This window comes from Streptomyces sp. NPDC059371 (assembly GCF_042751995.1).
Classification (GTDB): domain Bacteria; phylum Actinomycetota; class Actinomycetes; order Streptomycetales; family Streptomycetaceae; genus Streptomyces.
Genome location: NZ_JBHYXD010000038.1, coordinates 14,537 through 29,749 on the forward strand (window position 1 = coordinate 14,537; position 15,213 = coordinate 29,749).

The following is a 15,213-nucleotide window of genomic DNA, read 5'->3' on the forward strand; positions in this document are numbered from 1 at the left end:
GGGTGGGGGGGTGCGTGTCTGTGGGGGGGGTTTGGGGGGGGGGGGGGGGGGGGGCGGGGGGGGGGGCGCTGGGGGGGGGGGGGGGGGGGGGGGGGCCCCCCCCCCCCCCCCGGCGCTCGATGCCCGCGAATCCGCCCGTACGCCGCACTTCGATACGCATGGTGTCCTGTCCGGTACGAGTCGGGCGCCCGGGGCTGCGGCGCTTTCCGTCGGGGCTGCGGCGCTTTCCGCCGGGCCTACGCGGACGGCACCCCGACCTGTTCCCAGGCCTTCGACACCGCCTGCAGTTCCTCCCCCTCGTTGTACCGGGTCCGCGCCGCGGCGAGGGTGAGCCGCGCGAAGTCGGAGAAGAGGGCCTGCTGCGGCAGCTCCCCGCCGGTCAGCACGTCGTACCAGATCTGTCCGGCCCGCTCCCACGCGTTGCCGCCGAGGGCCTGGGCGACGAGGTAGAAGGCGTGGTTGGGGATGCCGGAGTTGATGTGGACACCGCCGTTGTCCCGGCCGGTGCGGACATAGCCGTCCATCGTCCCGGGCTGCGGGTCCTTGCCGAGCACGTCGTCGTCGTACGCGGTGCCCGGCGCCTTCATGGAGCGCAGCGCGGTGCCGGTGACCCGCGGGGCGAGCAGCCCGGCGCCGATCAGCCAGTCGGCCTCGCCGGCGGTCTGGCCGAGTGTGTACTGCTTGATCAGCGAGCCGAAGACGTCCGACATGGACTCGTTCAGGGCACCCGGCTGACCGAAGTACGTGAGGTTCGCCGTGTACTGGGTGACACCGTGGGTCAGCTCGTGGCCGATGACGTCGACCGGGAGGGTGAAGTCGAGGAAGATCTCGCCGTCGCCGTCGCCGAACACCATCTGCTCGCCGTTCCAGAAGGCGTTGTTGTAGTCCTTGTCGAAGTGCACGGTGGCGTCGAGCGGCAGTCCCTCGCCGTTGATCGAGGTGCGCTGGAAGGCGTTCAGGTAGAGCTCGAAGGTCGCGCCGAGGCCGGCGTACGCGCGGTTGACGGTGGCGTCCTTGCCGGGCCTGTCGCCCTCGCCGCGGACCTTCCTGCCGGGGAGGTCCTGGCGGTGGCGGGCGTCGTAGATCGTGCGGTGCGGCGCGTGGTCGTCGGCCCCCGCAGGCGCGGCGACGGCGGGCGCGCCGATGACGGTGGTCAGCCGGCGGTGGGTGCGCTCGTACGCGTCGCGCTCCAGGGTCTGGCGCGCGGGACCGGAGAGCGCGGGGTCCTCGTGCTGGGCGAGCTTGTCGAGGACATGGGGCGGAACGATGGTGCAGTGGACGGGCTCGTGGCCCCCGTTGGTCGTCATGCCCGGCACCCTTGCACTGAGTGATCTGTATGTCACTACGTGCAACCATGATTGGTGAAATGCGAGGATAAGGAGCCGGGGATTCCGGCTGGAAGTGGTATGGCGCACTCTTTGTCCCTTTTGGGGCGCGCGATCCCGCATACTGATACAGCCCTCCGTACGGAGCGCGGCTCCGCTAGGCTGCGGAGCATTATGCGTTTCGGGCTGCTTCTTCTTAGCTGCCGCGGCGAGGGCCTGTAGTCGAGGCCGACCCCCTCCCCGCGGAGTCTGGCGTTGCGCCGTCGGCCGTCCTTTCGGACATCCTGAGGAGCCTACGCATCATGGCGGACAGCCAGCACGCCCGCATCAACCGTCAGCAGCCCACGTCGATGCCGGTCCACAAGTACGGCCGGTACGACCAGGTCGACATCCCCGACCGCGACTGGCCGAACAACCGGATCACCGTCGCCCCCCGTTGGCTCTCCACGGATCTGCGCGACGGCAACCAGGCCCTGATCGACCCCATGTCGCCCGCGCGCAAGCGCGAGATGTTCGACCTGCTGGTCAAGATGGGCTACAAGGAGATCGAGGTCGGCTTCCCGGCGTCGGGCCAGACGGACTTCGACTTCGTCCGCTCGATCATCGAGGACGAGAGCGCGATCCCGGACGACGTGACGATCTCCGTACTGACCCAGGCCCGCGAGGACCTGATCGAGCGGACCGTCGAGTCGCTGAAGGGCGCCAGGCGCGCCAACGTGCACCTGTACAATGCCACCGCGCCGGTCTTCCGCCGCGTCGTCTTCCGCGGCTCGAAGGACGACATCAAGCAGATCGCCGTCGACGGCACGCGTCTGGTCGTCGAGTACGCGGAGAAACTGCTGGGCCCCGAGACCGAGTTCGGGTACCAGTACAGCCCCGAGATCTTCACCGACACCGAGCTGGACTTCGCCCTGGAGGTCTGCGAGGCGGTCATGGACGTCTGGCAGCCCGGTCCGGGCCGCGAGATCATCCTCAACCTGCCCGCCACGGTGGAGCGTTCGACCCCCTCCACGCACGCGGACCGCTTCGAGTGGATGGGCCGTCACCTGTCCCGCCGCGAGTACGTCTGTCTGTCGATCCACCCGCACAACGACCGCGGCACCGCCGTCGCCGCCGCCGAGCTGGCGCTGATGGCCGGCGCCGACCGTGTCGAGGGCTGCCTGTTCGGGCAGGGCGAGCGCACCGGCAACGTCGACCTGGTCACCCTGGGCATGAACCTGTTCTCGCAGGGCGTCGACCCGCAGATCGACTTCTCCGACATCGACGAGATCCGTCGTACGTGGGAGTACTGCAACCAGATGGACGTCCACGCGCGCCACCCGTACGTGGGCGACCTGGTCTACACGTCCTTCTCCGGCTCCCACCAGGACGCCATCAAGAAGGGCTTCGACGCCATGGAGGCCGAGGCGGCCGCCAAGGGCGTCACCGTCGACGACATCGAGTGGGCCGTCCCGTACCTGCCCATCGACCCCAAGGACGTCGGCCGTTCCTACGAGGCCGTCATCCGGGTCAACTCGCAGTCGGGCAAGGGCGGTATCGCGTACGTCCTGAAGAACGACCACAAGCTGGACCTGCCGCGCCGGATGCAGATCGAGTTCTCGAAGATGATCCAGGCGAAGACCGACGCCGAGGGCGGCGAGGTCACGCCGAAGGACATCTGGGCGACCTTCCAGGACGAGTACCTGCCCAACCCCGGCAACGCGTGGGGCCGTATCCAGGTCAGGACCGGCCAGTCCACCACGGACAAGGACGGCGTCGACACCCTGACCGTCGAGGCCACGGTCGACGGCACCGACACCGTCCTGAGCGGCACCGGCAACGGCCCGATCTCCGCCTTCTTCGACGCCCTGCAGTCCATCGGCATCGACGTCCGCCTCCTGGACTACCAGGAGCACACGATGAGCGAGGGCGCCTCCGCGCAGGCCGCGTCGTACATCGAGTGCGCGATCGGCGACAAGGTCCTGTGGGGAATCGGCATCGACGCGAACACGACACGCGCTTCGCTGAAGGCCGTCGTCTCCGCCGTCAACCGCGCGGCCCGCTGACCCCGTTCACCTGGTTCTTTCCGGCCCCGTCCGCCTTTCGAGGCGGGGGGGGCCGGGTCATATCCCGGCCAAATCGTGTGCAGGTCACAAGCAGGTCTCGTCCCAGGTACTGACTACACCTCAACAATGTGGCTAACATCACGCCAGCGCGGCGATGTTGCCGTGGGGGCACCGCCCACGCCTTTGAGGCTGTGGGGGAATTACGGAGGTGTGCGACGTGCTGCCAGGATGGGGACGAAACGGTCGTGCAGTTCAGGTTCCCCGCATCCTGGGCACCCGTACGGCGTGGAGCACCGTCGGCGACGGGGAGTTCTTCTGCCCCGGCTGCGGCGGCGACCGCAACTACCAGCGGCTCACCGGCCGGCGCCGCTTCACTCTTCTGGGTGTTCCCGTCCTCCCGCGCGGCGAGACGGGGCCCGTCGTGGAATGCGCGGCCTGCGGCCGCCACTACGGCGCGGACGTCCTCGACCACCCCACCACCACCCGCTTCTCCGCGATGCTCCGCGACGCCGTCCACACCGTCGCCCTCGCGGTCCTCGCGGCGGGCGGCGGCTGCGCCCGCTCCTCCCTGGAGACCGCCGCCGCGACCGTCCGCTCGGCCGGCTTCGACGACTGCACCGAGGACCAGCTCAGCGCCCTCGTCGAGGCCCTCGCCGCCGACACCGGCCGCTTCTTCGGCGAGCCCTGCGGAGCGAGCCTGGCCATAGAGCTCCACGAGGCCCTGGACCCGCTGGCCCCGCACCTCGCCGCGACGGGCCGCGAGGCGATCCTCCTCCAGGGCGCCCGCATCGCCCTCGCCGACGGCCCCTACACCCCCGCCGAACGCGACGTCCTCGCCACCGTCGGCGCGGCCCTGACGATCTGCTCCGACGACGTGACCCGCCTCCTGGCCGCGGCCCGCACACCGTCGTAGCGGACCGGAAGCCCACCGCCGCACTACTCCCCAGGGAGTAACGACCGCCCCGGCACACCCCGCGCAGTAGGGCCCGGCTCGCTCCCGCGAGCGACGAAAGGCGTCCGACGGGCCGGAAGTCTGGAACTCGGTAACCAGACATCCGGACCGAAGGGAGGCCCTGTCCATGGGGGCCGGAGAGACAAGTACGCCGTCGCGACGGCGGGCCGTGCCGTGGGCGGTGCTCGCGCTGTGGATCGGGCTGCTGGCAGTCGTCGGCCCGTTCGCGGCGAAGCTGTCGGACGTGCAGCACGACCGTGCCGTCGACTATCTGCCGTCGAGCGCCGACTCCACGCGGGTCGCGAAGATCGAGGACCGCCTGCCCGGCGGCGAGACCACCGAACTGGTGCTCGTCTACCACCGCGAGGGGGGACTCCGGCCGGCCGACCGGGCCACCGCGGCCCGCCAGGTCGCCGCGATCACCCGGGTGAACCCGCTCACCGGCACCCCCAGGGCCGTGCCGTCCGCCGACGGCAGCACCCTGATGTATCCGGTCGCCAGCAACGCGCCCGGCACCGACGAGAAGAAGCGCGACGCGTTCGTGAACGACGTCCGCGACGTGGCCCGGGACACCGGCGCGATGAGCGTCGTAGTCGGCGGGCCCGGCGCCCTGGCCACCGACGCGGGCGAGGTCTACAACTCGCTCGGCGGGCCGCTGCTCTACACCACCGTCGCCGTCGTCGCCGTCCTGCTCATCCTCATCTACCGCAGCCCGCTGCTGTGGCTCGTACCGCTCGCCGTCGCGGGCGTCGCGGACTATCTGTCGATGGGCGTCGCCTACGGCCTGAACCAGGCGTTCGGCACGGTCGTCTCCGGACAGAGCTCGGGCGTGATGACGATCCTCGTCTTCGGCGCCGGAACCGACTACGCCCTGCTGATCATCTCCCGCTACCGGGAGGAACTGCGGCGCGTGGAGCGGCCCTACGACGCCATGAAGGAGGCCCTGCGCGGCTGCGGGCCCGCCGTGCTCGCCTCCTCCGGGACCGTCGCGGCCGGACTGTTCTGCCTGCTCGCCGCCGACCTCAACAGCAGCCGGGGCATGGGCCCGACCGGCACCGTCGGTGTGCTGTGCGCCCTCCTCGCCATGCTGACCCTGCTGCCCGCCGTGCTCGTCCTGCTCGGCCGGCGGGTGTTCTGGCCGCTCGTCCCCGCCTACGGCAGCGAGCCCCGGCAACGGCGGAGCCTGTTCGCCGCGATGGGGTCCTCGGCCGGCCGCCGGCCGCTCGTCGTCCTGGCGAGCGGAGCCGCCCTGCTCGGGGCGCTCGCCCTCGGCACCCTGAACCTGCCGGGCGCGCTCAAGCAGGAGGACTCCTTCGTCCACCGGCCCGACTCGGTCACCGCGATGGAGACACTCGCCCGCGCCTACCCCGGGCAGGGCACCCAGCCGATCACCGTGATCACCCCCACCGGACGGGCGGACGCCACGCTGTCCGCCGCGCGCGGCCACACAGGCGTCGCGAGCGCCGAACGCGGACGCAGTGGCGGAGGCTGGACCGAGATCTCCGTCATCGCCCGCGGCGCCCCGCAGTCGGCGGCCGAGACGGCCACCATCAAGGCCCTGCGGGCGGACCTCGGCGGATCGTACGTCGGCGGCCCCAGCGCCCAGCAGCTCGACCTCCAGGACACGAACGCCCGCGACCGGCTCGTCGTCGTCCCGATCGTGCTCGTCTCGGTGCTGCTGATCCTGATCCTGCTGCTGCGCTCGCTCGTCGCGCCGCTGCTGCTCGTCGCCGCCGTCATCGCGGTGTGGGGCGCGGCCCTCGGCATCGGCGGCCTCGTCTTCGGCCCGCTGTTCGGGTTCGAGGGAACCGATCCCGGCCTCGGCCTGCTGTCCTTCGTGTTCCTGGTCGCCCTCGGCGTCGACTACGGCATCTTCCTCATGCACCGGATGCGGGAGGAATCCCGCTCCGGCGCCGAACCGGCCGCCGCCGCGCTCACCGCGCTGCGCACCACCGGAGGCGTGATCGCCTCGGCCGGCCTCGTCCTCGCGGCCACCTTCGCGGTGCTCACGAACATGGGGCTCCTCCAGCTCGTCGAGCTCGGCTTCGTCATCTCCGTCGGGGTGCTGCTCGACACCTTCCTCGTCCGTACGTACCTGGTGACCAGCGCGAGCGTGGCACTGGGACGGAAGGTGTGGTGGCCGGGCGGCCTCTCCCGCGAGCCGGACCCCGAGAAGGCCGGACGACAGGACCCCGTCCCCGTCGGCTGACCCGCAGCCACCGGACGACGGACATCGGGCGCCCCCGCCTCCCGCGGGGGCGCCCCCTCACGGAAGATGAAGCGGTGGACGTCAAACGCATGCTGCACCTCACCGGCTTCGGACACCGGGGCACCACCGATCCGGCGCGGGTCCTGCGCCAGGACGCGCTGCTCGCGGGCGTGCTGCTGCTCCTCGACGTCGCCGTGGCGCTCACCCTGAACACGGACGGCCGCCGGCCGGACGCGCTCGGCTGGAGCCTGCTGGTCGCCGCCCACCTTCCGATGATCTTCCGGCGGCGTGCCCCGCTCGCCGCGTTCCTCGGACTCGTCGCCTGCGTCGCCCCGTACCACGCGCTCGACTTCGACCACAGCGCGCCGCTGCTCGTCTCGATGACCGCGCTGTTCACCGTCGCCGTCACCGGGAGCCCGCTGCGCTCCCTGGTCGTCGGCGGCGGTGTCATCGGGATCATGCTCGCGGTCGAGTTCGGGCATGGCACCGCCGAGGGCACCGAGGCGCTGCGCGTCACCGGCTGGATCGTCGCGTTCATCGTGCTCGGCGTCTACGTCCGGGTGCACGGGCAGTACTTCGCCTCGGTCGTCGAACGCGCGGAGCGCGCCGAGCGCACCCGCGAGGAGGAGGCCCGCCGCCGGGTCGCCGAGGAGCGGCTGCGCATCGCCCGGGACCTGCACGACCTGCTCGCCCACAGCATCACCCTGATCGGCGTGCAGACCTCCGTCGCCGCGCACGTCCTGGCCGCCGACCCCGGCCGTCTGGACCGTGCGGCCGTCGCCAAGGCCCTCGACGACATCTCCGAGACCTGCCGGACCGCACGCGGCGAACTGCGGAGCACGCTGGAGGTGCTGCGCGACACCGAGCACACCGAGCACGGCGGCGGCGACGGCCGGGGCCCGCTGCCCGGCCTCGACGGCGTACCCGATCTGGTGGCGGCGGCCCGTTCGGCGGGCACACGGGTGGAGGCCTCGTCCGTGGTGGGGGCCGACGGTGTGCCCACCGCCGTGGGCGCCGCCGCCTACCGCATCGTCCAGGAGGCGCTGACCAACGCGGTACGGCACGCGGGCCCCGGCGCGAGCGTCCGCGTGGAGCTGGACACGGACGGCTGGGCGCTGCGCGTGCGGGTCACCGACGACGGCATCGGGGACGCGGGGGGCCCGCCCGGCTTCGGTCTGGTGGGGATGCGGGAGCGGGCCCGCAGCGTGGGCGGCACGGTGGAGAGCGGGACACGGGAGGAGGGCGGATTCGCGGTGCTGGCCGTCCTGCCCCTGCGCACAGCGGTGCCGGACCAGAGGCCGGACCCCGACCGTGGATCGGTTCCGGACCGGCGACCCGACCCCGACCGTGGATCGGTTCCGGACCGGCGACCCGACCCCGACCGTGGATCGGTTCCGGACCGGCGACCCGACCTCGACCGTGGATCGGTGCCGGACGGGCGACCCGACCCCGACCCCGACCGTCGATCCGTGCCGGACCAGCGGCCCGACCCCGACCCCGACCGTCTGCCGGTGCCGGACCGGCGCCCGGCGCCTCTGTCCGTACGTGACGCCGGCGCCGTACGGGACGACCGTCACGCACCCGGGAGCGGTCCCGCGGGCGTGGCCGAGCCGGGAGAGGACGGGCTCCGATGACCATCCGGGTGGTGCTCGCCGACGACCAGAACCTCGTACGGGCCGCGTTCGCCATGCTCGTGGAGTCGGCGCGGGACATGGAGGTCGTCGGGCAGGCGGCCACCGGCCGGGAGGCCGTCGAGCTGGCCCGCGCCGCACGCGCCGACCTGGTCGTCATGGACATCCGCATGCCCGACCTGGACGGCATCGAGGCCACCCGGCTCATCGCGGCCGACGAGAACCTCGCCGGGGTCAGGGTGCTCGTGCTCACCACGTACGACACCGACGAGCACATCGTGGAGGCACTGCGCGCGGGCGCCTCCGGCTTCCTGGTGAAGGACACCCGGCCCGCCGAACTACTCGACGCGATCCGCACCGTGGCCGCCGGGGACGCGCTGCTCTCGCCGGGCCCCACAGCCCGCCTGGTCGCCCGCTTCCTGCGCGCCCCCTCCGTCCCCGCGCTCGCCGCGGGCGGTCCCGAGGGGCTCTCCGAGCGCGAGCGCGAGGTGCTCACCCTCGTCGCACGCGGCCTCAACAACACCGAGATCGCGGCGGCGTTGGGGCTCAGTCCGCTCACCGCGAAGACCCACGTCAGCCGCATCATGGGCAAGCTGGGCGCCCGCGACCGGACCCAGCTCGTCATCGTGGCGTACGAGTCGGGCCTGGTGACCCCCGGAGACACGGGCCGGTCCTGACCGGCGGCGGCCGAGAGCCGGGGCCGGGCCCGCCCCGGCGGCAGCGGCCGAAAGCGTGACCGGAACCGACTGACGTCCCATCAGCACACCCTGAAAGCACGGGTATCGCCGCGGCGCGCTGGGCACATTAGGTTCACCGGGACATCCCACGTCCCACGTCGTTCCGTGTCCGATGCAGTCGACGTTGTCCAGGGAGTGTCATGACCAGCATGAGCCGCATGGTCGCGTTCGCCGCCACCGCCGGACTGTTCACCGCCCTCGCCGCCACAGGCCACGCCGCCTCGGCCGCGCCCCGGGGCGCCGGGGGCTGCACCTCCTCCGTCCCGTACACCGCGGGCCAGGACGGGTACGACACCTACCGCATCCCGGCGACCGTCACGACCGGAGCCGGCACGCTGCTCGCCTTCGCCGAGGGGCGGCACAGCGGCGCGGGCGACACCGGGAACATCGACGTCGTCCTCAGGCGCTCCTTCGACGGCGGCTGCACCTGGAGCCCGATGCGGGTCGTCGCCTCCGGAGACGGCGACACCCGCGGCAACCCGGCTCCGGTGGTGGACCCGAAAACCGGCCGGATCGTCCTGCTCACCTCCTACAACAGCGGTGCGGTCACCGAGGCGCAGATCATGCGCGGCGAGGTCACCGCGGAGCAGAGCCGGCGCGTCTTCGTCCAGACCAGCCGTGACGACGGGCGCCACTTCACCGCCCCGCGGGACATCACGGACCAGGCGAAGCTGCCGGGCTGGCGCTGGTACGCCACCGGGCCCGGCCACGCGATCGCACTGCGCCATGGACCGCACGCGGGACGCCTGGTCGTGCCCGCCAACCACTCCGCCGCCCCGCCCGCCGGGTCCACGGACACCGGCCAGGAGGCCAGGTACTACGGGGCGCACGCGCTCTACAGCGACGACGGCGGGCGCACCTGGCGGCTCGGCTTCGTCGACGACTCCTACGACGGGACCGACAACGCCAACGAGAGCTCGGCCGCCGAACTGCCCGACGGCAGGCTCTACTTCACCTCGCGCGACCAGAACGGCACGAGCACGGGCAACCGCCTCGACTCCTACTCCAGTGACGGCGCCGAGACCCTGGACCGCCCCTTCGCCGTCCAGCCCGACCTGAACGACGTCCCCGTCGTCCAGGGCAGTGTCCTCCAGCTCACCGGCCGCTTCGCCCCGCTCCTCTTCTCGGGCCCCTCCGTCCCCACCGTCCGCCAGTCCATGGCCGTCTGGCGCAGCGCGACGGCGGGCGCGGACTTCGACAAGGCGACCACCCTGTCCACGCGGCGGGCCGCCTACTCGGACCTCGTCCAGCTCGGTGCCTCCCGGGTCGGCATCCTCTACGAGACCGGCGACGCGGGACCGTACGAGACCATCGAGTTCCGGCGGCTGCCGCTGAGCGGGCTGCTCGGGTGACGGCGGGCCCTGGCTCAGAGCAGTCCCGCCGAGGCCAGATACTTCCCGACGCGTTCGACCTCGTCCGGCGACAGCGGCACCTGGGGTTCCGCTGTCGCGGCGCAGTCGATGACGCCCCGCAGGGACAGCGCGGCCTTGAAGGCGCCGAGCGCCGAGGAACTGCCGCCCATCCGGGCCGGGTCGCCGACGTCCACCAGGCCGAACAGCTCGCACAGCCGTTCCTGTTCCGCCCGCGCCCGCTGCCAGTCGCCCGCCGCGCACAGCTCGTACAGCCGTACGTAGCCCACCGGGTCCACGTTGGCCAGGCCGGGGACCACGCCGTCCGCGCCGAGGGCCAGCGCCGAGTCCACGACCACCTCGGAGCCGGTGAGCGCGGTGAAGCCGCCGGCGCCCGGGCGGGTACGGGCGCCGGTGACGACCGCGCGGAAGGCGCCGAGGTCGCCGCTGGAGTCCTTCAGGCCGGCCAGGACACCGTCGGCGGCGAGTTCGAGGACCAGTTCGGGGCTCAGCTTGGTGTGGACGGAGGCGGGGAGGTCGTACGCGAACAGGGGGAGCGAGGCGCGGGCGGCGACGACACGGAAGTGCCGGGCGATCTCCGCGGGATGGGTGCGGGTGTAGAAGGGGGCCGTGACGACGATCGCGTCCGCGCCCGCGGCACGGGCGGTGCGCGCGTGGTCCAGGACGCGGGGCGTCGTCATGTCGATGGCGCCCGCCAGGACGGGGAGCTGACCGGCCACGTGCGCCACCGTCGTCTCCACCACCCGCTTGCGCTGCGCGTCCGTCAGATAGGCCACCTCGGACGTCGAGCCGAGGACGAACAGGCCGTGCACCCCGGCGTTCACCAGGTGGTCGATCAGCCGGGTGAGCGACGGGACGTCCACCTCGCGGTCCGGTGTCAGGGGCGTGCAGACGGGCGGTACGACACCGGTCAGCGGGGCGGGGAAGGTCATGAAGGCTCCCGGATGTGCTGCTGGAACGGAACATCGGCCAGTGCGGCGGACTCGGCCTGCGCGACGAGGGTGCGCGTCGACCGGCCCTCCTCGACAGGATGGTGGCACCGGAAGCGGTGGCCGGGTGCCGACGCGGCCGTGAAGTCCGGCATCCGGGTCGCGCACTGCGTGTCCGCCTTCCAGCAGCGGGTGCGGAAGGGGCAGCCGCTCGGCGGGCGCGTCGCCGAGGGCACGGGCCCGGTCAGCGGGATCGGCTCGATGGGATCCAGCAGGCCCGGGGTCGCCGAGAACAGCGCCCGGGTGTACGGGTGACGCGAGCCGTCGGTGACCTCGCCCGCCGGGGACTCCTCGACGATCCGGCCGAGGTACATCGTGATCACCCGGTCGCTCATCCGGCGCACCGTCTGGATGTCGTGGGACACGAACACCAGGGCCAGGCCGAGGCGTTCCTTCAGGTCCAGCAGGAGATTGAGGATCTGCGCGCGCACCGACACGTCCAGCGCGCTCGTCGGCTCGTCGGCCACCACCAGTCCGGGATCCAGGGCCAGCGCGCGGGCGATCGCCACCCGCTGGCGCTGGCCGCCGGAGAGCTGGCCGGGCAGCGCGTCCGCGAGCGCCCGGGGCAGGCCGACCAGGGACATCAGCTCCCTCACCCGGTCGGCCCGTTCGGCCGCGCTGCCGCGCCGGTGCACATCCAGCGGGTCGCGCAGGATCCGGCGCACGGACAGCCGGCGGTTCAGGGCCGTCGACGGGTCCTGGAAGATCATGCCCGTGCCGGCGCCGACCACCGTGCGCCGCTCGTCCGGCGTCAGGGACCACAGGTCACGGCCGCGGAAGGTCACCGTGCCGGACGTCGGCCGCTGCACCCCCACCAGCACCTTCGCGAGCGTCGACTTGCCGCAGCCCGACTCGCCGACGACGCCGATCGTCTCGCCGGGCGCCACGGCGAGATCGGCGCCCGTCAGCGCGTACACCCGGTCGCGGGTGAACACACCGCCGCTGCGCGCCTTGTGGACGACATGCGCGTCGGTGAGCCGGACGAGCGCGTCCCCCGGGGATGTGCTCATTTCACGGCCTCGCTCTCCGTCGTCACCAGGTCGACGGCCGGGTGGTGGCAGGCCGCCGTGTGCGTGGGCGTGCCGAGGAGGTCCGGCGCCGTGGCCCGGCACACCTCGTCGGCCATCGGACACCGGTCGGCGAACCGGCAGCCGGCCGGGAAGTCGGCGGGGGAGGGGACGACTCCCCTGATCTGCGTCATGCGCTCGGCCGCCGACTCCAGGGACAGGACACCGCCCAGCAGTCCGCGCGTGTAGTGGTGGGCCGGGGACTCCACCAGGTCCGCCGTCACCCCCGTCTCGACGATCTGGCCGCCGTACATCACGACCACCCGGTCGGTGACCGCCGAGATCAGCGCCAGGTCGTGCGAGACGAGGACCAGGGCGAAGTCCAGTTCCGCCCGCAGCCGCAGCAACAGCTCCATGACCTGCGCCTGGACCGTCACGTCCAGAGCCGTCGTCGGCTCGTCCGCGACGATCAGAGCCGGCTCGCGGGACAGCGCCATCGCGATCAGCACCCGCTGGCGCTGGCCGCCGGAGAGCTCGTGGGGGTAACTGCGCAGGGTCCGCTCGGGATCGAGACCGACCAGGGCGAGGAGCTCGGCCGCCGGCCGCCTGCCGCCCCGCCGTATCACCTGCTTGAGCTGCGCCCTGATCGTCATCGCCGGGTTCAGGGACGACAGCGCGTCCTGGTAGACCATCGCCATCTCGTGGCCCAGCAGCCGGCGTCGTACCCGCATCGGCTCGCCGACCAACTGGCGCTGCCGGAACCGGACCTGGCCGCGCACCCGGGCGTCCTTGGGCTCCAGGCCCATCACCGTCAGGGCCGTCAGCGACTTCCCGCAGCCCGACTCGCCCACCAGGCCCAGGACCTCGCCCGGGTGCACCTCGAAGCTGATGCCGTCGACGATGTCCACACCGCTGTGCCGGTGGTCGAAGCCGATGGCCAGACGCTCGACGGCGAGAACGGGCTGCCCGTCCGTGACGGGCGGGCGGGCCCGCGCGCGCAGCCGGGCCGCGGCCTGTGCCAGACCGGGCAGTTCGACGACCGTGCCGCTGCCCGGCTCCGGGGCTTCGAGCCGGTCCTCGGCGGGCGGCACCGACACCTCGCGGCCGGCCGGCGCGGCCCATGCGTCGGAGACGCCCTCGGAGAGGATGTTCAGCGACAGCACGGTGACCAGCATCAGCAGGCCGGGGAAGACGGTGGCCCACCAGCCGCCGGTCAGCACCATGTTCTTGCCGTCGGCGATGACACTGCCCCAGGACGGGTCCGGGGGCCGTACGCCCGCGCCGATGAAGGACAGCGAGGCCTCGAACACGATCGCCTCGGCGACCTGCACGGTGCAGAACACCAGGACCGGGGCCGCGCAGTTGACGGCCACGTGCCGGAGCACGATGTGCGGGGTGCGGGCGCCGATCACCTGCTCGGCGGTGACGTAGTCCTCGCCGTACTGGTCGAGCACGTTCGCCCGCACGACCCGGGCCACGGGCGGGGTGAACAGGAACGCGATCGCGCAGATCAGCACGGTGATGCCGCCGCCGAAGACGGCGACGAGCACGGCGGCGAGCGCGATGCCGGGGAACGCCATCACCACGTCCAGCGTGCGCATCAGCGTCTCGTCGACCGCCTTGCGCGAGGTCGCGGCGAGCGCGCCGAGCAGCGCGCCCACGACCAGGGCGAGCGCGGTGGCGCCGAGCCCGATGGCCAGGGACCAGCGGGCCCCGTACATCAGCCGGCTGAGGATGTCCCGGCCGAGGCTGTCCTGCCCCATCCAGTGCCCCGCCGACGGGTGCCCGGTGCCGTCCGTCTGCGGCTGCTGGTCGAGCGGGTCGTGCGGCGCGAGCAGCGGGGCGAACACCGCCGTCACGAGGACCACGGCCAGGAAGCAGACCGCGATCCTCGACAGCGGCGGCAGTCTGCGCCAGCCGCGCAGCCGGATACCGGGCCGGGCGAGGGCTCCCGCGAGTTCCTTCCGCGTGATCATCGGGTCGCTTCCCTCAGTCGTGGGTTGACCAGCAGATACAGGATGTCGATGACGAGGTTCACGACCACGAAGCCGATGGCCGTGGTGAGGACGACGCCCTGCACGACGGCCGGGTCACCGTTCTGCACGGCGTCGATCATCAGCTTGCCCATGCCGGGCAGCGAGAAGATCGTCTCGATGACGACCGCCCCGCCCAGCAGATAGCCGACCCGCAGCCCCAGCACGGTGAGCGGGTTCATCAGGGCGTTGCGCAGGACGTTGCGGCCGACGACCACCCGGGGCGGCAGCCCGCTTCCGATCGCGGTGCGTACGTAGTCCTTGTCGAGCTCCTCGACCACGGACGTCCGGACGATCCGGGTGAGCTGGGCGGCGACCGGCAGGGAGAGCGCGAGCGCCGGAAGCGCCATGGTCTTCAGCCAGCCGGTCAGCGAGTCGGCCGGGTTGATGTAGCCGCCGGTCGGGAACCAGCCCTGGTCGACGGCGAGGTACTGGATCATCAGCAGTGCCAGCCAGAAACCCGGTGCGGCGACCCCGGTCAGGGACACCACCCGGATGATCTGGTCGGGCAGCCGGTCGCGGTGGATCGCGGCCGTCACCCCGCCGAGCAGCGCCAGCACCACCGCGATGCCGAGCCCCAGGAAGGTGAGCTGGAGGGTGAGCGGCAGCGCGGTGGTGACCTGATCGACGACCGGCGCCCTGGTCAGGGCGCTGGTGCCCATCTCGCCGTGCAGCAGGTCCGCCACGAAGTGGATGTAGCGCACGGGCAGCGGATCGAGCAGCCCGCTCTGCTCTCTGAAGTCGTGCAGTTGCTCCGGGGTCGGGTTGGCGCCCTGGAAGAACGCGGACGCCGGATCGACGTCCGAGAACCGCATCACCAGGAACACGAACAGGACGATCCCGAGCATCAGCGGCACGAGCAGCGCGACGCGGCGCAGCAGGATCCTGAGGATGGCGACCACGTACGAACTCCCC

The 15,213-nt window shown here is 72.3% G+C and carries 10 protein-coding genes and 1 pseudogene; 6 read left to right on the forward strand and 5 right to left on the reverse strand.

The window, feature by feature from the left end; genetic code table 11:
* Window positions 1-236: 236 nt before the first annotated feature.
* Window positions 237-1,307 carry a M4 family metallopeptidase gene (locus tag ACFXGX_RS21900; protein ID WP_384793742.1) on the reverse strand — a complete coding sequence of 357 codons (1,071 nt, stop codon included), beginning with the start codon at window positions 1,305-1,307 and terminating at the stop codon, window positions 237-239.
* Window positions 1,308-1,627: 320 nt separating this feature from the next.
* Here ACFXGX_RS21900 and leuA point away from each other — a divergent pair, with 320 nt between their 5' ends.
* From leuA to ACFXGX_RS21930, 6 genes and pseudogenes are all read left to right on the forward strand, one after another.
* Window positions 1,628-3,370, forward strand: a complete 1,743-nt coding sequence (gene leuA / locus ACFXGX_RS21905; RefSeq protein WP_384793745.1) for a 2-isopropylmalate synthase — start codon at window positions 1,628-1,630, stop codon at window positions 3,368-3,370.
* 217 nt (window positions 3,371-3,587) lie between these two features.
* Window positions 3,588-4,283 (forward strand): TerB family tellurite resistance protein, encoded by a 696-nt coding sequence (locus ACFXGX_RS21910; protein ID WP_384793748.1) that lies wholly within the window; start codon window positions 3,588-3,590, stop codon window positions 4,281-4,283.
* Window positions 4,284-4,449: 166 nt separating this feature from the next.
* Entirely contained in the window at window positions 4,450-6,531 is a 2,082-nt protein-coding gene (locus tag ACFXGX_RS21915; protein WP_384793750.1) for an MMPL family transporter, read from the forward strand.
* Between the two features lie 89 nt (window positions 6,532-6,620).
* A pseudogene (locus ACFXGX_RS21920) lies at window positions 6,621-7,805 on the forward strand (sensor histidine kinase); the annotation flags it as partial.
* A 356-nt stretch (window positions 7,806-8,161) separates the two neighbouring features.
* Window positions 8,162-8,839: a response regulator gene (locus tag ACFXGX_RS21925; RefSeq protein WP_384793753.1), complete on the forward strand. Its 678-nt coding sequence runs from the start codon at window positions 8,162-8,164 to the stop codon at window positions 8,837-8,839.
* 200 nt (window positions 8,840-9,039) lie between these two features.
* Window positions 9,040-10,251: an exo-alpha-sialidase gene (locus tag ACFXGX_RS21930; protein ID WP_384793756.1), complete on the forward strand. Its 1,212-nt coding sequence runs from the start codon at window positions 9,040-9,042 to the stop codon at window positions 10,249-10,251.
* Between the two features lie 14 nt (window positions 10,252-10,265).
* Here the strand turns inward: ACFXGX_RS21930 and ACFXGX_RS21935 are convergent, their stop codons facing one another.
* The 4 genes from ACFXGX_RS21935 to ACFXGX_RS21950 are packed head-to-tail and all read right to left on the reverse strand — an operon-like array spanning window position 10,266 to window position 15,200.
* Entirely contained in the window at window positions 10,266-11,201 is a 936-nt protein-coding gene (locus ACFXGX_RS21935; protein ID WP_384793759.1) for a dihydrodipicolinate synthase family protein, read from the reverse strand.
* On the reverse strand, window positions 11,198-12,268 hold the full coding sequence (locus ACFXGX_RS21940; protein ID WP_384793762.1) for an oligopeptide/dipeptide ABC transporter ATP-binding protein: 1,071 nt from the start codon (window positions 12,266-12,268) through the stop codon (window positions 11,198-11,200). The genes ACFXGX_RS21935 and ACFXGX_RS21940 overlap by 4 nt, the downstream gene beginning before the upstream one ends.
* Window positions 12,265-14,241 carry a dipeptide/oligopeptide/nickel ABC transporter permease/ATP-binding protein gene (locus ACFXGX_RS21945; RefSeq protein WP_384793764.1) on the reverse strand — a complete coding sequence of 659 codons (1,977 nt, stop codon included), beginning with the start codon at window positions 14,239-14,241 and terminating at the stop codon, window positions 12,265-12,267. The genes ACFXGX_RS21940 and ACFXGX_RS21945 overlap by 4 nt, the downstream gene beginning before the upstream one ends.
* Window positions 14,238-15,200, reverse strand: coding sequence for an ABC transporter permease (locus ACFXGX_RS21950; RefSeq protein WP_384793766.1), 963 nt, complete (start codon window positions 15,198-15,200; stop codon window positions 14,238-14,240). Before ACFXGX_RS21950 ends, ACFXGX_RS21945 begins: the two co-directional genes overlap by 4 nt.
* Between the last annotated feature and the right edge of the window lie 13 nt (window positions 15,201-15,213).

Bases quoted from the DNA above. Each gene is read 5' to 3' on its own strand.
- ACFXGX_RS21900 (WP_384793742.1), bottom strand. From the start codon at position 1,307: ATGACGACCAACGGGGGCCACGAGCCCGTCCACTGCACCATCGTTCCG.
- ACFXGX_RS21935 (WP_384793759.1), bottom strand. From the start codon at position 11,201: ATGACCTTCCCCGCCCCGCTGACCGGTGTCGTACCGCCCGTCTGCACG.
- ACFXGX_RS21940 (WP_384793762.1), bottom strand. From the start codon at position 12,268: ATGAGCACATCCCCGGGGGACGCGCTCGTCCGGCTCACCGACGCGCAT.
- ACFXGX_RS21915 (WP_384793750.1), top strand. From the start codon at position 4,450: ATGGGGGCCGGAGAGACAAGTACGCCGTCGCGACGGCGGGCCGTGCCG.
- ACFXGX_RS21925 (WP_384793753.1), top strand. From the start codon at position 8,162: ATGACCATCCGGGTGGTGCTCGCCGACGACCAGAACCTCGTACGGGCC.
- ACFXGX_RS21945 (WP_384793764.1), bottom strand. From the start codon at position 14,241: ATGATCACGCGGAAGGAACTCGCGGGAGCCCTCGCCCGGCCCGGTATC.
- ACFXGX_RS21930 (WP_384793756.1), top strand. From the start codon at position 9,040: ATGACCAGCATGAGCCGCATGGTCGCGTTCGCCGCCACCGCCGGACTG.
- leuA (WP_384793745.1), top strand. From the start codon at position 1,628: ATGGCGGACAGCCAGCACGCCCGCATCAACCGTCAGCAGCCCACGTCG.